Source organism: Kibdelosporangium banguiense (assembly GCF_017876405.1).
In the GTDB taxonomy this organism is placed as follows: domain Bacteria; phylum Actinomycetota; class Actinomycetes; order Mycobacteriales; family Pseudonocardiaceae; genus Kibdelosporangium; species Kibdelosporangium banguiense.
Genome location: NZ_JAGINW010000001.1, coordinates 10,897,132 through 10,917,503 on the forward strand (window position 1 = coordinate 10,897,132; position 20,372 = coordinate 10,917,503).

The 20,372-nt window shown below is 62.7% G+C and carries 18 protein-coding genes and 1 pseudogene; 13 read left to right on the forward strand and 6 right to left on the reverse strand.

Features of this window, described 5'->3' with window-relative positions; translation table 11 throughout:
* Nucleotides 1–192: 192 nt before the first annotated feature.
* The 6 genes from JOF56_RS59830 (at nt 193) to JOF56_RS48855 (ending at nt 5,688) form a co-directional block, all read left to right on the forward strand.
* On the forward strand, nt 193–1,284 hold the full coding sequence (locus JOF56_RS59830; RefSeq protein WP_307855612.1) for an integrase core domain-containing protein: 1,092 nt from the start codon (nt 193–195) through the stop codon (nt 1,282–1,284).
* Complete coding sequence (locus tag JOF56_RS48835) at nt 1,247–1,774, forward strand: hypothetical protein (protein WP_209646286.1); 528 nt, start codon at nt 1,247–1,249, stop codon at nt 1,772–1,774. Before JOF56_RS59830 ends, JOF56_RS48835 begins: the two co-directional genes overlap by 38 nt.
* Nucleotides 1,771–2,946 carry an amidohydrolase family protein gene (locus JOF56_RS48840; protein WP_209646287.1) on the forward strand — a complete coding sequence of 392 codons (1,176 nt, stop codon included), beginning with the start codon at nt 1,771–1,773 and terminating at the stop codon, nt 2,944–2,946. Before JOF56_RS48835 ends, JOF56_RS48840 begins: the two co-directional genes overlap by 4 nt.
* A complete protein-coding gene (locus tag JOF56_RS48845; RefSeq protein WP_209646288.1) occupies nt 2,943–3,749 on the forward strand; it encodes a phytanoyl-CoA dioxygenase family protein in 807 nt (268 codons plus the stop codon). The genes JOF56_RS48840 and JOF56_RS48845 overlap by 4 nt, the downstream gene beginning before the upstream one ends.
* Complete coding sequence (locus tag JOF56_RS48850) at nt 3,746–4,504, forward strand: class I SAM-dependent methyltransferase (RefSeq protein WP_209646289.1); 759 nt, start codon at nt 3,746–3,748, stop codon at nt 4,502–4,504. Before JOF56_RS48845 ends, JOF56_RS48850 begins: the two co-directional genes overlap by 4 nt.
* A gap of 404 nt (nt 4,505–4,908) precedes the next feature.
* Complete coding sequence (locus JOF56_RS48855) at nt 4,909–5,688, forward strand: transposase family protein (protein WP_209642021.1); 780 nt, start codon at nt 4,909–4,911, stop codon at nt 5,686–5,688.
* On the opposite strand, the gene JOF56_RS48860 is transcribed toward JOF56_RS48855, so the two are convergent.
* Both JOF56_RS48860 and JOF56_RS48865 read right to left on the reverse strand, forming a co-directional pair.
* A complete protein-coding gene (locus JOF56_RS48860; RefSeq protein WP_209646290.1) occupies nt 5,659–6,870 on the reverse strand; it encodes an effector-associated domain 2-containing protein in 1,212 nt (403 codons plus the stop codon). The genes JOF56_RS48855 and JOF56_RS48860 overlap by 30 nt on opposite strands.
* A complete protein-coding gene (locus JOF56_RS48865) occupies nt 6,831–7,016 on the reverse strand; it encodes a hypothetical protein (protein ID WP_209646291.1) in 186 nt (61 codons plus the stop codon). The genes JOF56_RS48860 and JOF56_RS48865 overlap by 40 nt, the downstream gene beginning before the upstream one ends.
* On the opposite strand from JOF56_RS48865, the gene JOF56_RS59835 reads away from it, so the two are divergent.
* Nucleotides 7,015–7,149, forward strand: coding sequence for a hypothetical protein (locus JOF56_RS59835; RefSeq protein WP_281065600.1), 135 nt, complete (start codon nt 7,015–7,017; stop codon nt 7,147–7,149). The two genes, JOF56_RS48865 and JOF56_RS59835, sit on opposite strands and share 2 nt — an antisense overlap.
* A gap of 30 nt (nt 7,150–7,179) precedes the next feature.
* Here JOF56_RS59835 and JOF56_RS48870 read toward each other — a convergent pair whose 3' ends face one another.
* Together JOF56_RS48870 and JOF56_RS59840 are read right to left on the reverse strand one after the other, a co-directional pair.
* A complete protein-coding gene (locus JOF56_RS48870) occupies nt 7,180–7,416 on the reverse strand; it encodes a hypothetical protein (RefSeq protein WP_245378731.1) in 237 nt (78 codons plus the stop codon).
* A 476-nt stretch (nt 7,417–7,892) separates the two neighbouring features.
* Nucleotides 7,893–8,018 (reverse strand): hypothetical protein, encoded by a 126-nt coding sequence (locus JOF56_RS59840; RefSeq protein ID WP_281065601.1) that lies wholly within the window; start codon nt 8,016–8,018, stop codon nt 7,893–7,895.
* A 554-nt stretch (nt 8,019–8,572) separates the two neighbouring features.
* On the opposite strand from JOF56_RS59840, the gene JOF56_RS48875 reads away from it, so the two are divergent.
* From JOF56_RS48875 to JOF56_RS48890, 4 genes are all read left to right on the forward strand, one after another.
* Complete coding sequence (locus JOF56_RS48875; protein ID WP_307855613.1) at nt 8,573–9,538, forward strand: AAA family ATPase; 966 nt, start codon at nt 8,573–8,575, stop codon at nt 9,536–9,538.
* Between the two features lie 6 nt (nt 9,539–9,544).
* Nucleotides 9,545–10,714, forward strand: a complete 1,170-nt coding sequence (locus JOF56_RS48880; RefSeq protein WP_209646292.1) for a DUF58 domain-containing protein — start codon at nt 9,545–9,547, stop codon at nt 10,712–10,714.
* Entirely contained in the window at nt 10,690–12,909 is a 2,220-nt protein-coding gene (locus tag JOF56_RS48885; RefSeq protein ID WP_209646293.1) for a transglutaminase TgpA family protein, read from the forward strand. Before JOF56_RS48880 ends, JOF56_RS48885 begins: the two co-directional genes overlap by 25 nt.
* Before the next feature lie 538 nt (nt 12,910–13,447).
* Complete coding sequence (locus JOF56_RS48890) at nt 13,448–15,763, forward strand: PKD domain-containing protein (protein WP_209646294.1); 2,316 nt, start codon at nt 13,448–13,450, stop codon at nt 15,761–15,763.
* Between the two features lie 6 nt (nt 15,764–15,769).
* Here JOF56_RS48890 and JOF56_RS48895 read toward each other — a convergent pair whose 3' ends face one another.
* A complete protein-coding gene (locus JOF56_RS48895) occupies nt 15,770–17,065 on the reverse strand; it encodes a toll/interleukin-1 receptor domain-containing protein (protein WP_209646295.1) in 1,296 nt (431 codons plus the stop codon).
* Nucleotides 17,066–17,957: 892 nt separating this feature from the next.
* A pseudogene (locus tag JOF56_RS48900) lies at nt 17,958–18,715 on the reverse strand (amino acid transporter); the annotation flags it as partial.
* A gap of 461 nt (nt 18,716–19,176) precedes the next feature.
* On the opposite strand from JOF56_RS48900, the gene JOF56_RS48905 reads away from it, so the two are divergent.
* Together JOF56_RS48905 and JOF56_RS48910 are read left to right on the forward strand one after the other, a co-directional pair.
* Nucleotides 19,177–19,467 carry a transposase gene (locus JOF56_RS48905; protein WP_209646296.1) on the forward strand — a complete coding sequence of 97 codons (291 nt, stop codon included), beginning with the start codon at nt 19,177–19,179 and terminating at the stop codon, nt 19,465–19,467.
* Nucleotides 19,464–20,357: an IS3 family transposase gene (locus JOF56_RS48910; protein WP_209646297.1), complete on the forward strand. Its 894-nt coding sequence runs from the start codon at nt 19,464–19,466 to the stop codon at nt 20,355–20,357. The genes JOF56_RS48905 and JOF56_RS48910 overlap by 4 nt, the downstream gene beginning before the upstream one ends.
* Nucleotides 20,358–20,372 lie beyond the last annotated feature (15 nt).

Below are 20,372 nucleotides of genomic sequence, written 5' to 3' on the forward strand. Positions count from 1 at the left end.
CCGTGCTGATCAGCTGCTGTTCCGTCGACATCGGCTCCGTCCGCTCTCGTGGCCACGATCGCCAGGGCAGGATGACCGACCGTGCTACTGCGATTGGCCTTGTGAGTGCCGAAAACTACATCCACAGGCACTGACCTGCGAACTTCTACACCCCAGGTATCGCCGGTAGGCCACGCACCAGGATGCTTCATCGTGCTGCGACTCCCCTACCTCGCCCTCACCGGCGTATTCGCGCTGATCCGGCTGCTGCCGACAAGCAACACCGACAAGGACATCGAGATCCTGATCCTGCGCCATCAACTGGCCATCCTGCAACGCCAAGTCCCCAAACCACGACTCACCCCACCCGACCGCGCCTTCCTCGCCGCCCTGCTACACCGCATCCCCAGGCCCACACTGCGCACGTTCCATTTGACCGTTTCGCCCGACACCATTCTGCGCTGGCATCGCGACCTCCTCCGCCGTCGCCATGCTCGAGCATCCCGGCCGAAGCGGGAAGGCAGACCACCCACCGTCCGCAGCATCCAGACCCTCGTCCTACGACTCGCGCACGAGAACCCGAGCTGGGGCTACCGCCGCATCCACGGCGAACTCGCCACCTCGGCCATCAAAATCGCGCCCTCCACCGTCTGGGAAATCCTCAAAACCAACAACATCGACCCAGCACCCCGCCGCGACCAGCAAACCTGGGCCACGTTCCTGCGCAGCCAAGCACACGCCATCCTCGCCGCCGACTTCTTCGAAACCAGAACACTCGTTGGCACCAGGTTGTTCGTCCTCGCCGTCATCGAACACGCCACCCGCCGCATCCGCATCCTCGGCGCCACCGCTCACCCCACAGCGGCGTGGACCACCCAACTGGCCAGAAACCTCATGATGGACCTCCAGGACGCCGGCGCCTCCGCAGTGAAATATCTGATCCGGGACCGCGATAGCAAATACACCACCGCATTCGACACAGTCCTCGCCGACAGCGGGATCACGACCGTCACCACCGGTATTCGTGTGCCACGCATGAACGCGATCATGGAACGCTGGATCCGCACCTGCCGAACCGAACTCCTCGACCGCACCCTCATCCTCAACCAAACACACCTACTCCACGCACTCCGCGAGTACGAAGGTTTCTACAACCAGCACCGACCCCACCGCGCCTTACACAGCGCAGCGCCACAACGACCACTTCCGCCACCCATCACCGAACCACACGCATTCGAACGCCTCGACATCCGACGACAAGATCGACTTGGCGGCGTCCTCCACGAGTATCACCACGCCGCTTGACCACCACGGATGGAGTTTTCGGCACCCACAACGTTGGAAACGATTTGTTGCAGACTCGTCGAAACAGGAGATTGCCGATATCGACGAACTTGTACACGCCACTGGGCTGGCCGAACCGGTTCGGGAGTTCTTCAACAGAACGTTGACACCGACATTGGAGTCTGTCGGACTGAATGGCGTCCTGCAGGATCTTGTCGCGCATCGGCTGCAGCCGGACGACGTGGTCGAAGACCATGACGGCATGAGCCAGGATCGTTTCCACTTTCGTTGTATGCTCGGGGTCAGCCCAGGGAGCCGGACTGGCGGAGAACTGAGGATGCGGGGAACCCGCGACGGGCCGTTGCTGCCCGTGCGGCCCGGATTTGGCGAAGTCTTCGTCATCGAGCCGGCGCCGCGTGCGTTCCACGATATCGAGCGAGTGCGTGCGAAACGGTCCATCCTTACAGTCGTCGGATTCTATCTTGATCTAGCGAGAAAGACACTTGCATGAAGGTCCTGCCGACGATCTTCGACGCAGACACACATATCTACGAACCGGACGACTGTTTCACAAGGTATCTCCCCGGCGCTGTGCGGGACCGAGCCGTGCATGTGCGAGAACACCGTGGCGATCGAGCGTGGTGGTTCGGAAATCGTCCGCTGACGTTCGTGCCTGATGCGATTGATCAAGCGCATCGGCCAGGCGATGGCGTCGCGTTGTTCGAAGATGACCAAGACGTCGTTCTGGAGCCGACGAACCAGCCAATCTACCGTGATCCCGCGGCCCGTATCGCGGCGATGGATGCGCAGGAAGTTGCGCACTGCCTGATCTATCCGAACCTGGGCCTTGTCGTCGAGAATGAAATGCTGGACGATCAGGAGGCGCTGTGCGCGAATCTCACTTCCTATAATTTGTGGCTGAATGAAGAATGGGGATTCTGTTCGACCGGCCGCATGTTCGCCGCACCCGTTCTCAGCCTCTGTGACAAGCAGTGGGCTGTCGAGGAACTTGATCGAGTGCTCACGGCTGGTGCTCGTACGATTCTACTGCGACCAGGGCCGCTCATCGACCAGAGGTCTCCTGCTGACCCATACTACGACGACTTTTGGCGCTTGCTTGACACAACGAGAGTGCCGGTGATATTTCATATCACCCAATCTGGTTACACCCGCTGGTATGGCACGCAATGGGGCGAGCATCCGGCGCCATCGCACAGGGAGCTAACCCCTTTCCAGGCCTTTACGTGTTTCGGGGCGCGGCCCATGCAGGATATGTTTCTCAATCTGGCCGTGAACAATCTTTTCGGACGCTTCCCCCAGCTTCGTGTCGTAAGCGTGGAGAACGGCACGTCATGGGTGAAGCCGTTGCTTGCCCTCGAACCGTTTGTGGCGCAGCAGCGCCGGCAGGGCGACTCGACCGCATCCGCCAGGTTCATCGTGGACGACCCGCTTGCCGAAATCATCAAACGACACCTCTATCTAGTCCCTGATCCGTATGAAGAACCTCATACCGCACTTGAGGCAGTCGGCGAGGACAACGTTCTGTTCGGGTCGGACTTTCCTCATCCTGAAGGACTCGCACAGCCTCGTCTATATCTGGATCGACTGACCGACATGCCCGAAGAAGTCGCGATCAAGATCATGGGCCTGAATGCCCGCGATCTACTGGACGGACCGGCATGACCACTAGCAACCAGCAAGAGTCCTCTCGCGCAGTGTTTGAACGCGATGGTTTCCTGCTCATGAAGGATGTGCTTTCGCGTGCGGAAGTGACGGAGCTGGAGACGGAAATAGACCGCGAACTCGCCGCAGCTTTCGGTGAGCAATTGTTGCATACTCCCAAACTGCGTGCCATTGACGGACACTATCTACCATTGTTACGTCCTGGCTGTGTATTCTCTCGTCGTTTGGTCGAGGACCCAAGACTGGTCGGAACTGCCCAACTGCTCATGGGAGATCATGTCTTTCTCGACCCGGTGAGCGCAGGCGCTGTGTCATTTTACGGCGAGGCATCGTGGCATCGCGATGCGGACCTGGATGTGCCAGGTATCAAATTCGTCTCCTACCTGGACATCTTGCGGCCAGGCGCTGGGGCGCTCCACTTGGCCAGAGGCTCGCATCGAGCGAGTCGTGTCACGCTCGACGGGAGGTCTGACGGATTTGACCTTGAGGCGCAGGAAAAAGTGGTGGTCGGGATGCGGCCAGGCGATATTCTTGCATTCGACTTGCGAACATGGCACGCCAACCCGCACTCCGTGCGTCGTCGTCAGTGGACGGCGGTATACCTCCGGATGCCCCGGGACGAGCCCGAACGACAGGCGATCACCGCATGGCTGGCGGAAGGCGAGTCGTACGAGACTGTCGAACCACTTCCCGATGGAATTCGTTGGCTGGACCCAGAATGGGTCAATGACCCCGGCGCCAGCGCGACGAAGCTGGAGTGGCTGAGTGATCTCGCGCGCCTCGGGCGGACTCTACCGAGATGAACACGACTGACGAATACGTTTCTCAGCTTGAGAACTATGAACGACTCCTGGATCCGATCACGACATCGATACTGAAGAAGATCATCCCGCGAAACGATCTGGAATGCCTCGAGATCGGCGCTGGGGCAGGTTCGATCGCCAGGTGGCTGGCCGACCGGATCTCTCAGGGGCGTGTCACCGCCACCGATGTGGACGTCACACTTCTCACTCCCGGCCGGAGGCTGCACGTACGCGTTCTCGACGTACAGTCCGACGAGATCGGATGCCGGACCTGGGATCTCGTTCACGTCCGCAGCGTCCTCACATATCTTTCAGATCGGACGCAGGTGGTTCGGCGATTGATCGCCGCACTGAAACCTGGCGGTCACCTACTCATTGAGGAGCCATACTTCGTCGACCTGACTGCATGCGACCAGATCGCCCTCGAAACCGTGCGGCATTACAGTCAAGCACTCCGGCAAATGGTGACCCATGCAGGGGCGGACGCACAATTCGGGCTTCGCGTGCCTCAGATCCTGACAGATGCCGGTTTGCAGTGCGAGAGTCAGGTCGTGGGGTTCACCGGGCGCGCAGGAGACGGCGGGTGGGGTGACTTCATGGTGTCGCGCAGTTCACTGGAATCCCGGCGGATGGTCGAGCTGGGTCTACTGAGTGAGGAGGCGGCAGCCGCGGCCGTGAGGCAACTTTCCAGCGGGATCGAGCACCGAATTCCTATGCAGATGTGTTCAACCTGGGCGACGATTCCTGCCAGGTAGGCGGGTCTGACCGAATGGTCGCTGTCGTTCCCGGGCGGAGCTTTGCCCGGTGCGGACTTCGCCGTGCGGTCTCGGCAGGTCATCACGTGACTAGTGTCCCGCGTCAAAATAATCTTTAGAAATTCTGACGCGGGACACTAGTATGCGCACGAACATGAGGCAAACCGGGTGCCACTAACAGCTGCGTATGTAAACCTCGGCGAGTCCATCGGCCTGGACCGCGCGCGTTCCCTGCTTACCAGTTGACAGTGAGCGCTTTTCATCCTGGTGTGGATATGTTGGTGGGTAAGGGATCCGAGGTGACAAGGTGATGTTCATCGGCGTGTCGTTACCGCGGACGTGACGAAGCCCTTGGTAGGACAGCAATCGACCAAGATCCATGTCCGTACAACCAAGGGCTTCAGATGCTGTTTTACCGTGCCGCGCTGCCGTTGTCACGTCAGACCCTGACCTTCGTGTCCGATCTCATCCGCGCTCACCGCCGAGAGCTGGGCTCGGCGTGGCGCAAGCTCAACCCAGGCCAGCAGGCGCTGTCGGTGCTGGTGTATCTGCGTAAGGGTGAACCGTTCGCGCAGGTCGGCGCCGGGTTCGACATCTCCACCGCGACCTGCTGGCGGTATGTCAACGAAACCGTCGAGTTGCTGGCTGCTCGGGCGCCCAAGCTCCGGGCGGCGTTGCGGAAGGCCAAACGCGAGAAGATGGCGTACGTGATCATCGACGGCACGCTGATCCCGATCGACCGGATCGCCGTCGACCGGCCGTTCTACTCCGGCAAGCACAAGCGCCATGGGGTGAACTTGCAGGTGATCGCGTCTCCGGATGGGACGATCCTGTGGGTGTCCGGCGAGTTGCCGGGCAGCACGCACGACACCGCGGCCGCCCGGATCTGGAACATCCTCGCCGCGCTGCGCGATGCGGGGCTGATCGCGTTGGGTGACAAGGGCTACCACGGCTACGACGAGACCAGCCAACAGGTGATCACCCCGTACAAGGGCAAGAACAAACCCGAGTCGCAGAAGGATGCCAACCGCGCTCACGCTCGGCTGCGCGGCCCCGGCGAACGCGCCAACGCCCAGCTCAAGTACTGGCGCATCCTGCACAAAGTCCGTGTCAGCCCGCATCGCATCGGCCGACTCGCCAAGGCCATCCACGTCCTACAGAACTACGAGGTCACCGCAGGATGAAAAAGGCTCAGTGTCCAGCAGGTCCCGTAGAGCGCGAACCGCGAGACTGCCGGGTTCCATGCCGCTCACCACGTCCACGAACAGGCGGAACTCGTCCGGCTTCCGCTGCAGTTGGAGGACAATGCCGAACAAGTGCATCCGGGGCGACGGGAACTCCTGGATGGGCAACGGATAACCCAAATGCGCGGAGAGCAGTTCCAGACACAGCTGCCGGCCGGCCGAGTCCCGTAACGAGTTGACACGCTCCAGAGTGTCGACAATCCGCTCAGTCTGCCGCCACCGCAGGACCGCGTCCGGATCGGGCGTTCGGTGTTGGATCTGCGTGGCGAGCCGGGCGAGTTCGGCGGCCTGCTCGTCGAGCAGTTCGTTTGTCCAGTCCAGGTCCGCGTTGATGCCGTCGAGCACCTCGTCGCCGACCGCACCGGTCACGTCGAAGACCATCTCCTCAGAGCGGAGCATCCCACGCAGCGATTTGATCTCCGCTTCGGCGGTGGCGACCAGCTCCTGGGCCCGCTGGTGCTCGATGGTCGCGCGGTCCAGTTGGTCCTCGGTTCGCTCCTGGGCCTGGATGGCGGCGGCGAGCTTGCGCCCGACGGCGTCCCGTTCGGCTTCGGTGGCTTTCGCCTGCGCGAGTGCGTTGTCGCGTTGGGCGGACAGCTGGGTCACGCTGTCGACGACGCGCGCGAGCGTCCATTTCAGCGCCCAGATGAGCTTGGTGGTCTGTTGCTCGGCGCGGACGCTCGCCAGTAGCTGCCCGTACAGCTCGCTCAGCTCGTCATGGGCCTTGATCAGGCGTTGCTGAGCGTCCACGGCGGCGGTCTGCGAGTTCATGATCAGCGTCCGCGGATCGGCGAGGTGATCGTCCCGCCGGCGGATTCGACGCCCCTCGTCCCGTCGTGCCTGCTCCCAGCGGGTCGTCGCCTCCGCCACCCGTCGGTCGCGAATACGCGGGTCGGGAACGCACGCGCGCGCCAAGTCGATCACAAACTCCCGGTCCGGCAACAGGGCACCGTTGAGCCGCTTGGACACAGTCGCCGAACTGCACCCCAACTCCGCCGCGAGCCGGGCCATCGTCATCGCCGCGTGGTCGACCAGGCCACGCAGGTAGCCGGCGAGCTCGTGCAACGCGGGGTCGTCGCCCTTCAGTGCCGCCCAGGGATGCCCCGGCTTCCGGCGCGCCATCTGCCCTCCAGCTCAGGCGAGTTGTTCGCGAGACAACCCTGGTTGTACACGACCGACCCGGTTGTCTCCGCGAACAAATACGCAACAACTCCGCCGGACCGCACCGTGCGCACGTCACGCTCCAGCGAGAGAAAGAGCGCACCCATGAACAGGACGGTCATCAAGGAGATCTGCCAGCTGATCCGCGCGGGCATGGACAGCTGGGGGCACACGCTCCGCCTGTCCGTGATCATCGTCGTGCTGACGGTGGCCGCGGTCGCGGTCGTCAGCGTCCGGTGAGCCGGCTACCAACGTGTACCGCTCGAAAAGTCATCGTTGCACGTCAAGCGGCGTATCGGTATTCGTTGATGAGTCCATTGAGGACGCGGCGAACCAGAGACGATCTGCTGGCTCGTAGCAGACGGGATCGGTGATCTGGCGGCGGAGGACGGCGTTCTCGTGGCGGAGCACGAGCAGCTCTGTGTCCTTGGCGGCGTCACGGCACAGCAACACCGCCGGAACGGACAGCAGTCGTCGGGTCAGTCGGTACAGCAGCGACATGATCACTGGACCATGGTCTCAGCAGTTGCTCTTGGCCCTCCTGACCTCGTGCAATGGCTTTTCGAGCGGTACAGGTTGGGAGGAATCCTCAACGAGTACCACCATGCCGCCTGAGCTGCACGGATGACATTTTCGGCAAGCGCACACAATGAGACGTTCTGCCACACCGGACCGCGGCAGCAGGGCACCCGAAGTTTGTTGCAGCCCTGCTCTCGCGGCACTTCCGGCGCCGATACCGAAAACTGTGGAATCACCGCAGACCGCCTGGGTGCTCTGTCAGCATGCACCTGGCGCGCCTATTCGTCGGCGCGTCGCCCGGCGCCTGGCCGACAGGAACCGGGCGACACCGGTCTGGGATGTGGTGGACCGCTGCTGCTGCGACTCCCCTACCTCGCTCTCACTGGCGTGGTCACGTTCCTCCGGTTACTGCCGACCAGCAGCACCGACAAAGGACATCGAGATCTTGGCCCTACGACACCAGCTCACAGTCCTGCAGCGTCAAGTCGGGCATGTTCGCCGGCAACGCCGTTGACAAGCCCGACCGCACATTCCTCACCGCCCTGCCACACCAGCGCGATCGCGGCGACGAATACGAGTGATCGCCCCATGTTCCTTCCTCCTCGCTTCCGTCGCGCACCCCAGATACAGCGACAACAGGCCAACCGGCTTGTGTCCGGTGATCCGAGTTGACGTACCGGCTGCGTTGACTGGCGGCAACCGTTGGGAACCGGTGGACGCGGATGTGCCGTGGTGCCAACTTGGGTATGCGCGGTGCGCAGCGGAACGAGTCGAACATCGCCATCACAAGAGGAAACAGGAACGTCTGGAACTTCGGCGGCGAGCAACCGAGACTCCTTGACATGGAGCCGAGGCAACCTCGCCGACGCCGGCCTGTCGTTGAACCTGTTCGCACGGCGAGTAAGCCACAGCAAAAGAGCCAGCAAGATCCAATAGGGACAGCAGGCACAGAACTGAATCCAGCGTGGTGACGTTACAGGCACTGGACGTCGCCGGCGAACTTGCCACGCTGACGAGCCGAACCCCGTGTCATACCGGAAAACGGGCGAAGGTGAGGGCAGAACGATGAGTCTCAGCCGGATGGACCGGATTGGCAGCCACGGCAAGCCGCACACTCGCGCAAGCCTGGTCATTGGGGGATGACGTGTCCCACGCGACCTTGCTTCGGCAGCGCTTTCACGAACTGTTGGGCAACATCGAGAGTTTCATCCGTGGCAAGCCGGAAGCCGTCCGGCTGGTTCTGGTGTGCCTGCTTGCCCAAGGCCACCTGTTGATCGAGGACGTGCCTGGCGTGGCGAAGACGTCGCTGGCCAAGGCACTTGCCCGGTCGATTGACGGCGCGTCGGTCAGGCGAGTCCAGTTCACCCCGGATCTGCTGCCCTCTGATGTCACCGGTGTACAGATCTACGTCCAGGCCAGTGGCAGCTTCGAGTTCCGGCGGGGACCGGTGTTCGCCAACATTCTCATCGGTGACGAGATCAATCGTGCCTCGCCGAAGACCCAGTCGGCTCTCCTGGAGGTGATGGCCGAGCGTCAGGTCACGGTGGATGGCGACACCTACGCCGTACCTGATCCGTTTCTGTGCATCGCGACGCAGAACCCGATCGACCATCTCGGCACGTACTCACTGCCCGAAGCCCAGCTCGATCGGTTTCTGATGCGCATTCCCCTCGGGTATCCCGAGGAAGTCGCGGATGAGATGACCGTTGTCGCCGACGGGCTCGCTCGGCGGAGGCCGGAAGAACTGCCGCCGGTGATCGAACTCGGCGATCTGCAGAAGATGATCAGAGTTGTGCACGAGTTGCACGTTTCGGAGCCACTTCAACGCTACATCGTCGTGATCACCAGGGCGACCCGGCGACATCCGGATGTCAGGCTGGGCATCAGCCCCAGGGGCAGTATTGCGCTCGCGACCGCCGCGCAGGCCCACGCCGTTTCCATGGGCCGGGAGTTCGTCACGGCCGATGACGTGAAGGCCGTCGCTGTCCCGGTACTGAACCACCGGCTGTTTCTGACCGCTGAGGCCAAGATTCAGCGGCAGACGCCGGAATCAGTCGTTCAGGACATCCTGACCAGCACGCCGGTTCCCAGATCTCCGGTACGCCGGTGACCTGTCATGATCACGAGAACGGGTTCATGGGTCGGCGCAGCCGCGATCGTGCTCGTGGCGACCGGGGTGTGGGCAGACTATCCGGAGCTGGTCACACTTGGCCTGTCTTGCGCCGCGGCGCTACTGACAGCGGTGATGTGGATGGCGACGAGACCCAGACTGGCCGCCACCAGGGAGATTCGTCCACAGCGGGTCACGGAGACAGAAGTGGCGTGCGGAGTGCTGGTGGTGAAGAACGAGGGATATCACCGAAGCCCGCCCTTTGTGGTGACGGAGAACATCGCGAATCGCAGCGTGGCTGTGCCCGTGCCGAGCCTGACCGCTCGAAGTGCCTTCAAGACGGTCTATCCGTTGCCGGCTACTCGGCGCGGCCGTTATGTCGTCCCCGCACTGATGATCAGTCACTCCGACCCACTGCAGTTGCTGCGTACCGAGCGCTCTCACGGCGGTGAAACCGTCCTGTATGTACACCCTCGCATCCACGATGTGGCCCCGATGCCCATGGGTGGCCGGCGGGACTTGGAAGGGCCGACGTCGAACAATTCACCGCCGGAAGGCGTGGCCTTCCATAGCCTGCGTATGTACGAGGCCGGTGACGACCGGCGCCACATCCACTGGAAGTCGAGTGCCCGCACGGGAACCCTGATAGTCCGCCAAACAGTGGTACCCGATGAAGCACGGCATTTGATCATCCTTGACACCAGCGCCGAGCCATACGGTGAAGACTCGTTCGAAGGCGCGGTGCGGGCAGCGGCTTCCCTGTGTGTGGCCGCGAATCGAGCCGGATTTCCGGTCGATCTTCGTACCACCGCCGATCCGGCGACCGGCACCGAGCAAGCAGAGCGACCACAGGACAGCAGTGTCACGACCTTGCTGGATCTGCTCGCGACTACGCGAAGTTCCGCAACGGATCACGGTCTGGCAGCGATGAGCGACCTCGTCGGCGATGTGGTCTCCGCTGACGAAGAGGTCGTTCTCGGTGTGGTGACCGGAACGCCGGACCCGGATCAGCTCGAAGTCCTCATCTCGGTAAGGCCGCGGTTTCTCACCGTCGTACTCGTCCAAATCGGACACCGAGAGCCAGGTCAGCAGATCACGCTGCCCGGCATCATCACGGTCAATGCACGTACCAGCACGGAGTTCGCGGTCAGATGGAACCAACTGGCACTGCCGTGAACCTCACCCGATCGATCGAGCTCATCTGCTGCGTGGCAGCAGCGTTCGCCGGGAGCCTGCCCTACGGGCATTTCTTCGCAACCGCTGAATACCTGCCGCAGGTTTCCGCCGCGTCGCTCGGCGGAGTGGTGGCAGCCGCAATAGTCTCCCGGCTTGGCTGGGGATTTGGCCGTACTCTGCTTGTAGCCGTCGTGGGCTTCCTTCTGTTGGCTGTTTATGGCGTGTTCGGTGAAACCACCGAGTACGGCCTGCCCACCCGGCGTACCGGCGTGGAGCTCGCCGAGGGTGTGGTGGGTGGCTGGGCGCGAATGCTGACCGTCGCCGTCCCTGCGGACGTGCGAAGCGACCTGCTCGTCACCCCGCTGCTGATCACTTGGGCTGCCGCGTTCACCGCCGCCAGGCTCAGCCTCCGAACCCGGTCGGCGATCGCACCCTCAGCGCCGCCGGCTGCTGCGTTCGTCGTCGCGCTGCTGTTCGTGGGCAGGCAGTCCGGCAACCAAACGACCGGCGTCGCGGTCTTGCTCGTTGCCGTGCTTCTCCTGATTCTGCTTCGTGCTGATCGACCCCGCCGAGCAATGGCCGGCGCCTTCGCCTTCGGTGTGCCGACAATCGCGGTCATCGTTTCCCTGGGCATACTCGCCGGCCAGGCACTGCCACTGGCTTCAGGCGACCACCGTTTTGATATCCGCACGCTGTACCAGCAGCCGATGCAGATCACCGACGCGCGTTCCCCCTTGGCGGCATTGAAAGTCCAGTTACGGGAGAACCCGCCCCGTCGGTTGTTCACCGTCACCGTCGACGGCAAGCCGGTCGACCGCATAAGGACTGCCGCCTTGACTGAGTTCGACGGGGTGACGTGGACCGCGGCGGACCGCTTCCTTGTCGCTGGTCATCGACTATCCGTCGACTCCGCGATGACCCATACCCGGAAGGTGTCGGTCCACGTTTCCGTCACCGGCTTGCCTGGACCATTCCTCCCTGTCATTGGCTGGCCGACCCGGCTTCACCTGGCCGGCGACGTCCGCAGCCAGATTGGGTTCAGCGACACGTCAGGCGTCCTCGTCACCACACGACCGAGCATGCAAGGAATCGATTACGACCTCGAAGCGGAAGTGAGTGATCGCGACGACGATCTGCCACTCGCTCTGCCTTCCGCCCTACCGGAGTATCTGCGCTACCGCACGCTGCCGGACCCACCATCGGGATTGCTGGCCCTGGCACAGCAAATCACCGCAAGCGAACCGACTGCCTACGGCAAACTGACGGCGATCGAACGACACCTGCGTGGCCTGCCGTATCAGCTCAACGCACCGCCAGGACACTCCTACGCCACGCTCACCAGGATGTTGACCGCGACGTTGCCACACGACGACGAGGGCTACGCCGAGCAGCACGCGTCAGCATTCGCCGTTCTCGCTCGCGCAGCAGGCTTTCCGGCCAGGGTCGCGGTCGGATACCGGCTGCACGGCACGCCCACCGGCGAACACCTCGTGACCACCAATGATGCGCACGCCTGGGCGGAGGTTCATTTCGCCGGCCATGGCTGGATCGCCTTTGAACCCACCGATCCAGCCACGGAATCCACCCAGCGCCGAGAGCCGGAAAACCCCGCGCCGGGCCCGTCACAGTCCAATAACCCAGGAGTGGCACCACACCGTGCGGAGCCGCCACATCCCGCAGCTGACCGCCCTGAAAACGGCTGGGTGAACGTGCTGCGATCAGCGGTGGTCGCGGTAGTCCTGCTGTTGTCCCTGACCATCTTTGTGGCGGTGGTCGTGTTGGCGGAGAAGTGCCGCCGACGGTGGTACCGCCGACGTAAAAGCGGCAACTCGGCGCGAGTGGTAGGCGCATGGCGAGAAGCCATGGACCGGCTGGCCGAGCATGGCGTCAGGACGCCGGCCTCGCTGACCGCGTTCGAGGCAGCTGAGCACGCCACAGAAGCCCTCGGCCCCGCCGTCGGCGGCATTGTTGTGGACCTGGCGGAGTTCGCGACGAGAGCGGTTTATTCAGCGGACGAACCAGACAGCGATGCCGTGCGACAGGCTTGGGCACTGGAGGCTCGTCTGCGTCGGCAGCTTTTCGCACGGTTGTCACTGCAGTGGTTGATGGCCAGGCTCAGCCCGCGACCGCTGGTCGCCGGATGGCGTACGGCCCGGCAGCATCGGAGATCGTTCACAGTGCTGGAAACCAGGTGATCGCATGTGGCCGAACGTCATCCGCCGACTCCCTCCCAGGCAGCTGCGTGCCGGGATCGGGCTCGTCGTAACCACCGTTCTTGTGATCGGCTTGATCATAGTGGGGTTCGACAAGGGCTACCGCTCACCCACGATAAGGATGCACACTGCGGCCGCCTGGCTCATCTCCAACCAGCCAGGGCAGTTGACCCTGCTGGACGGCGCCTCTGCCGAGGTGGCCGCCCAGGTGCCGATCGCCCCGCCGGGCAACTCGCTTCACGTCGCGCAACAGGGGGCGAACGCCTATGTCCTCAACCGCACGGCCGGATCGGTGATCCGAGTCGACGGCGCGACCCTGGAGTCGTCTCAGCCGATCACTCCCATCGATGGAGCCGGTGATCACGTCGCTGTGCTACCCACGCCTCATTCGTTGTACGCGTTGGATTCACAGCGGGGACTACTGGCTCAGACAGACCCGCGAACACTTGCCCGCCAGGGCGCACTGCACACGCTGGCGACGGCAGAAGGGGCAGTGGCAGACCAGGACGGCCGGCTTTGGATGCTGGACCGGACGACCGGCGACCTCGTCTGGTTCGCCGCCGGCGCACGCCATTCACGCCCCCACGCGAGCGCCCCGGGCGAGGGCCGCCTCGTGTTGGCTGATGACCAACCGGCAGTGCTTGATCCTGCTCGCCGCACTGCGGAGCTCCTGGATCCGGCAACAGGAAACGTCGAACGGTCCGCACCGATGGATCTGGCGCCGGACGACAACGCGGCGGTCAGCGGCTCCCCCGATCAACACCGGCTGCTCGTTTCCGTCAGCCCCAAGGGCGTGCTGATGGTATGCGAGTTCAGTGCCGAATCCTGTGCGACACCCCTGTCGTTCGGCCACACCGGGTTGGATCTCGGTCCAGCCGTGGAGGCCGGCAACCACGCGGTGGTGCCGGACTACGCATCCGGTCGAGTGTGGATCGTCGACCTGACCGAGATGCGTATCGTCGTCGAGCGGCAACTGTTCGACCGTCCTACCCGGTTCGAGCTGCTCGTCCGTGACGGTGTCGTCTTCTTCAACGATCCGGACAGTGAACGTGCCGGTGTGCTGGAACTGGACGGCCGGATTCGCGCGATCAACAAGTACGATCCGGCAAATCCCGGTGCGACCCCCTCGGTCACGGACACCGGATCCGGCTCCCAGCCCTCGGGCGTAGCCCCTGCCTCGACTGGCGGATCGCCAGGCAGCACCGCCGTGTCCATTGTGGTCAGACCAGGGCACCGGGGAACGGTCGGCGAAGAACTCGAGTTCGCTGTCGTGGCATCCGGCACCGCCGGTGTCTCGTCCGCCCGATGGACGTTCGGTGACGGCGCCGAGACGACGGGGACGACAGTTCGCCATCGCTGGCGTGCGCCAGGTACCTACTCAGTCAGGGCGACGGCAACCTTGACCACGGGACAACGGGCCCCGGTGGCATCTGTCGGGGTGATCATCGAATCGCCGGATGCCCCACCGGAAATCGCCCGGCTGAAGGTCGATCCGGCGAACCCCCGGATCGGACAGGTCGTGCGGTTCAGCGCCGACCTCGTCGGCAGGCGACCCGACGGCCGGCAGTGGACGGTGACCGGCGGGCAAGGAGTCGAAACCACATCGAGTGCCCCCGAACTTCACCATGTCTTCCGTGCAGCCGGTAGCTACACCGTGGCACTCGTCGTGACGGCCGGATCCTTCACCGCGCAGCGGACAGCACAGTTCGAGGTCGAACCCGAACCACGCGAGGTTCGATGCGGAGACATCATCACAGCCCACGCCACGCTCAAGCGGGATCTGGTCTGCCCGGAGAACGTCGCCTTGAGGATCGCGGCCGACAACGTCGAGCTGAATCTCGACGGTCACACCATCACCACGGGGAAACCCGCGGAAAGCAACACGGGAATCATAGCCGTTGGCAAGAACATCACGATCCGCAATGGCATGATCACGGGGTTCGACGTTGGGATAGGCATGCCTGGTGTCGAAAACGTCACCATTTCGAATCTCACGGTGGCAGATGCGCATGATTTCGACATAACAGCGGACCGCGCACGTAACGTACAACTCCGGACAGTCACCTTGAGCGACAGCTCCAGCCCGCTCGCGTTCGATCACGGCTCCTCGGTCAGGATAACCGGATCAAACATCTCCGGAAAAGACGGCGGGGGAACCATGGGATGCTCACACGACAGCTCCTGCGTCATAGTGAACAGTTACCTGCGACTGGAAAAAATCAGCTGCATTAACGAGGAGCCAGCTTCCGAGGTGGTCATCGACAACACTGATCTCACTATGGATCAAATCGGCTACCCCTGCAAGTTCGTCACCCTGAAAAACAGTCCTCGTGTGCGAATATCCATTGTGTCGGCGACACATTTGACAGTCGAGAAGAGTTCGTTCCAACAAAGCACATCAATGTCCGGCCTGTCCTTCTCGATTTCCAACAGTGAATTCTCGAACACAGAATGGACCGGACTCAGCCTCTTCTGCGGTTTCTGCCTGGACAGCCAGCTGGTCCGAAACAAATTCATCAACAACAACTGGACGGGACTGGACATACATATCCTCGACACAGACGGGAAATCCATCGTCATTTCCGACAACGTTTTTACGGGCAACGGTCACAGGTGGCAAGGAAGTCCAGTTGGGCCGGGTAACGGTTTCGACTTGCTCAGGGACGCTGATGCAGATCCCATTGCCGACGTCATCGTGTCCAATAACCACGCCAGCGACAATGCGCAATACGGCATCATCGTCTACCCCGGAAGCAACGTGATCAACGGCGGGCGCAATACCACGTCCGGCGATCCACTAGAGTGCAAGGGAATCGAGTGCGAGCCGGGCCGATGAGGACGCTCACCATTCCATGAAGTTGGCGACACAATCACCGCGACACAGACCGGCCGGGTTGGCGGCGGACAGTTGCCCGGTGTCGCTGTCCACCAGTGAATAAGCCGTCGAGTACCGCCGCGCCGGTCCGGTGACCTCCAGTGGCCGCTCAGCGGCCACAGTTTCCACTCTTCGCTTTCTGTCCACCACCATCTCCACGTCGATCACCCACTGGTATCGGAGACTTCTGGAAGAACCTGTAACTCCCACCACCATGATCTGGTTGCCGCTCATGACGATGCTCCGGTCGTCAAAATAGAAGCTCGTGCGGTCCGTCGTGCTACGGGCCCGCGTGTCCGGGCTATCCACTTCGAACCTGACATTGATAGTGGGCACTGGATCCCCACCCTGCGGAGCCTCCACTAGAACTGTTCCAGCAGGAGGGTCGGACTTTCCGAGAACGCGTGCGGACATCCCGGTAATAATGACCTCACCGGCCTGGCGTGACTTTATCGCCAACTTCAGCCTGGCATGACCGACTTCCACACCTGCGGTCCGCGCGATCTTCCATGCGTTTTCCCAGGTGACCGACGGTCCATTTATCGCATGTTCGCCAGGTATCGCCCAAGAGCGGCCGACGAGAAAGTTCGAACTTTCAAGAAAAGACCTCTCTCCGAACAAGTACTCAACCTCGAGGACGGGGGCTCCCGCAGGGTCGGCTTCCTTCTCAAACAGTTTCCCGGCGTTGGAAAGAGCAACGGTGGCCACCAGCCCGAGTGCGGCGAACGAGGCCAGCCAGCGCCACCGAAGCAGCCCGATCCACTTTCGCGCTGTTTTTTCCTCAGCCGGTTTCGCTCCGAGACCGGGAACGAACTCGGCAAGCTCGTTGACCAGCCGAGCCATGTCGTAATCGTCGTTGCGGTGCCGCAAGTGGAGGTGTTGCCGCAGCGCCAGCCCGCTGATCTCGTCCGGGAGGTCCTCCGCGGCCAAGCGATCGGCGCCATCAAGGAGCACCGGGATCACCCTCAGGCCATGCTGGAGCGCTTCGGCGATCTCCCTGCGCACCCAGTCGTCGGGGTTGTCAAGGCGGCGCTGCCCGTTTCGATCCTTGGCAGAAAGCCAGTCCGGCCCGATGACGGCCAGGAACGCCTCACATTGACGTAACCGAGGAAGGATCACCTGCGGGAAATCCTCACCGATACGGATCGTTTTACTGGCGAAGAAAACTTTTTCGCGGCCGAATCGCTCAATCAGCTCTCGCGCAATCAGGGTAGCGGCCCAGTCCCCATCTCCCGTCCGGTAGTTGACGAACACACTTCCCACATGATCACCTTCTGCGGAACCTCGGTCGGTACGCCTGCATCCAACGGAAAATCACCTTGAGCAACCGGCATTGCCCCTCGGTTGATCCCGTTCGTTGTGTCAACGTAGTGGCGCGTGCAGTGCCACGGTCAAGCGCGGCTGCAACTCACGCACCGCACGGTAGGACAGCCAGCGAGCGAGAGTGCGTGCGATACCGCGCAGATCGAATCGGATGGTGGCGGAGTAGAGACGCCCCCGGTCAGCCTGTTCGGCTAACCCGGCAAGATTCCCGCCCGCGTCGACCGCGGCGCCACAACGCCGGACCAGATCAATCCTGGAGGCGAGCGTACTGTCTCGATCTTGCCGAGGTAACCCCTTACTGAAGTGAATGCGATTGGCCAGTTCCGACAATGACAACACCGCTGCCAGTAGAGTGCACCGCAATTGCTCAGCGAATGCCCCGGGCCGGTGCCCCACCTGTTGCCCCATTCCCGACGGTCGACCTGCCCTGCTGTGCCTCCAGCCACTGGATCCTGCGAACAGCGACACACAACGAATATTACCATGAGTGACCGACTTGATCTATACAGTGACGACCCTCGCCACTCCCCGAGCCCTTGGACGGCACGGACAACGGGTCCGTTCCCAAATTGGGACTGTCAACGAGTGGCTTGCGCCGGGAAGCGCTGTCGGTTCGAGTGGAGGTGAGAGACCGTGCGCCACGAGGCGCTGGTGCGCCGTGAGGCGCTGAGGACCGAAGGAGGTGCAAGACCTCCTCGTCGGGCTGTCGCAGCGGCCCGGTGGGAGCTGAGCGTAGTGGGGTCCGGGAATCGCCGGATCGGGCGGAAAGCAGCGCTGACAAAGCCGGGACGGTTCGGTACTGCCAGACGGGCCGGGTTCGGCAAGCGAGATCAGGCCGGACACCCGTGGCGTCCCGCAACGCGAGCAGGACTGCGGCGATCGCGTTGGGCACGGCTGGGCTTTGGGCACGCAGGATTCGGTGTCCAGCGACCTCGTGGCCGTGGACTTTGAGAACACCGCTGAATTCGGACGGGTCTGTGACGTCGATTTCGAGGAACAACACGTCCGCGTCGCTGGGCACTGGGTTCATTCCGCGCTGTTCCAGCTCCTTGGCCAGGTACTCGCCGCTGTCACCGGTCTGCCGCTTGTTGGCGATGATGTTGACCTGGCCGTCGTGGGCGAGCGTGTCGGTGATGAATCGCCGGGCGTCGTCGTCGAACTCGATGCGATCGGCCCGCAGCTCGGTGGTACGGCTTACCCGCGATACCAACGAGATCACGACGACACCGGCAATGAAGGCCATAGAGATGGCGATGCCGTCCGGCTTCTCGATGATGTTCTCCACAAACGCGTACGACAGCACCAACGTCAGCACCATGAAGCCGATCGCCGCGGGCTTCTGACGGTGGCGGATCGCGGAGATCGTCACGGCGATGGAGCCGGACACCATCATCGCGAGGATCCCGGTGGCGTAGGCGCCTGCCTGGGAGTTGACGTCGGCGCCGAACATGATCGTGATGAGGATGCTGATCGCGGTGTAGACCAGCACGACCGGGCGCACCGCGCGCCCCCACTCCGGGCCATGCCGTAGGACGGCAGATAGCGCGGCACGATGTTGATCAGGCCGGCCATGGCTGACGTTGCGCCTGCCGAAAATGTCATCCGCGCAGGTCAAGCAACCTATCCAGACAGCGACCGACGGGCAGTTACAACCTGCCGGGGATGCCGCTTTGATCTGGTGGGGTTGCTCCATCAGGTTGAGACCGCCGTACCGCCCGTCATATGGGGATGTGGCTGTCCGTCTCTGGATCGGCCGAACGCGATGTGGAGGCGATGGTTATGCAGGTCGGCGAAAGTGGGCTGGTGTCATGGGCGAAGGGTGCTCGTCGGCGTGCGAGGCCGGTGTCGAAGCGCGCTACGGGTGGGGTGCGGTTCGCGTTTTACGGCCGGACCTCGACGGTGGAATATCAGGATCCGGTGTCCTCGGCGGCGTGGCAGCGTGAGGCGGCGGAAGGTGTGATCGCCGGGCGTGGCCGGATCGTGGCGGAGTTCTTCGATATAGTGAGGTTCCCCCAAGATCGTGGAGGCATGGACTATGAGGATCATGTGTCATGCCGGAAAAGAGGCGACAGTTCGACCGGGAGTTCCGTGAGGGAGCGGTCCGGATCGTGCGGGAGACGAACAAGCCGATCGCTCAGGTGGCGGCTGATCTGGGGATTAACCCGGGAACCCTTGCTAACTGGGTGAAGCAGGACAAGATCAACCGCGGCGAGAGCGAGGGCCTGAGCGGTGACGAGCGGGCCGAGTTGGCTCGTCTTCGGGCGGAGAACGCCGAGTTGCGGATGGAGCGCGATGTCCTCAAGCGATCCGTGGTCCTGTGGGTGAAGGAGGCGACGCGGTGAGCCTGGCCGTGTTCATCGCCGACCAGAGGACCAGCCATGACGTGCCGCACGCGGTCGCTTGCCGGGCTTTGACCGTGTCGGAGTCCTGGTTTTACAAGTGGCATCACCGCCAACACCGGCCCACACCGAGCGAGCAGCGGCGCGTCGAGTTGGACGCGGCGGTGGCCGAGGCGTTCGAGGCCGCGCATGGCTTGCATGGTTCTCCGCGTGTTCTCGTCGATGTACGCGCTGCCGGGTGGACGGTGAGTGAGAAAACGGTGGCGAAGTCGATGGCCCGCCAGGGATTGGTCGCCAGGGCGAAGAAGCGGCGGAAGAACCTGACCCGGCCGGATAAACGAGCAGTGCCGTTCCCGGATCTGGTGAAGCGGGACTTCACCGCGTCGGCGCCGAACATGAAGTGGGTCGGCGACATGACCGAAATCCCGACCGGCGAGGGTAAATTCTACCTCTCGACCGCGATCGACCTGTTCTCCCGCCGGCTGCTCGGCTACGCCACCAGTTGTCACCCCGACGCCGAACTCGCAGGTGAGACCATCAAGATGGCCGTCGCCGCCCGTGGCGGGAAGGACCGGATCGCCGGCGTGGTCTTCCACTCCGACCGCGGTTCGACCTATACCGCGCACGATTTCACCGCACTCTGCCGCAAGCTCGGCATTCAGCAATCGATGGGTCGGACCGGGTCCTGTTTCGACAACGCCGCGGCCGAATCGTTCTTCTCTACACTGGAACACGAGGTGCTTTCCCGTCATCATTTCAAGACCAGGAAAGAAGCGCAACAGACTATTGTGAAATGGGCCGTCGACTTCTATAATCGACGACGTCGCCACAGTTCCTGTGGCATGCAATCCCCGATCGACTACGAGACCACTGCGGCCAACCGGGCCGCATAGAGGAGTCCTCCACGA

Coding starts and splice junctions, on each gene's coding strand:
- JOF56_RS48840 (WP_209646287.1), top strand. CDS start 1,771: ATGAAGGTCCTGCCGACGATCTTCGACGCAGACACACATATCTACGAA.
- JOF56_RS48845 (WP_209646288.1), top strand. CDS start 2,943: ATGACCACTAGCAACCAGCAAGAGTCCTCTCGCGCAGTGTTTGAACGC.
- JOF56_RS48850 (WP_209646289.1), top strand. CDS start 3,746: ATGAACACGACTGACGAATACGTTTCTCAGCTTGAGAACTATGAACGA.
- JOF56_RS48855 (WP_209642021.1), top strand. CDS start 4,909: ATGCTGTTTTACCGTGCCGCGCTGCCGTTGTCACGTCAGACCCTGACC.
- JOF56_RS48860 (WP_209646290.1), bottom strand. CDS start 6,870: ATGGCGCGCCGGAAGCCGGGGCATCCCTGGGCGGCACTGAAGGGCGAC.
- JOF56_RS59835 (WP_281065600.1), top strand. CDS start 7,015: ATGAACAGGACGGTCATCAAGGAGATCTGCCAGCTGATCCGCGCGGGC.
- JOF56_RS48865 (WP_209646291.1), bottom strand. CDS start 7,016: ATGGGTGCGCTCTTTCTCTCGCTGGAGCGTGACGTGCGCACGGTGCGG.
- JOF56_RS59840 (WP_281065601.1), bottom strand. CDS start 8,018: ATGGGGCGATCACTCGTATTCGTCGCCGCGATCGCGCTGGTGTGGCAG.
- JOF56_RS48880 (WP_209646292.1), top strand. CDS start 9,545: ATGATCACGAGAACGGGTTCATGGGTCGGCGCAGCCGCGATCGTGCTC.
- JOF56_RS48885 (WP_209646293.1), top strand. CDS start 10,690: ATGGAACCAACTGGCACTGCCGTGAACCTCACCCGATCGATCGAGCTC.
- JOF56_RS48890 (WP_209646294.1), top strand. CDS start 13,448: ATGCTGGACCGGACGACCGGCGACCTCGTCTGGTTCGCCGCCGGCGCA.
- JOF56_RS48905 (WP_209646296.1), top strand. CDS start 19,177: ATGCCGGAAAAGAGGCGACAGTTCGACCGGGAGTTCCGTGAGGGAGCG.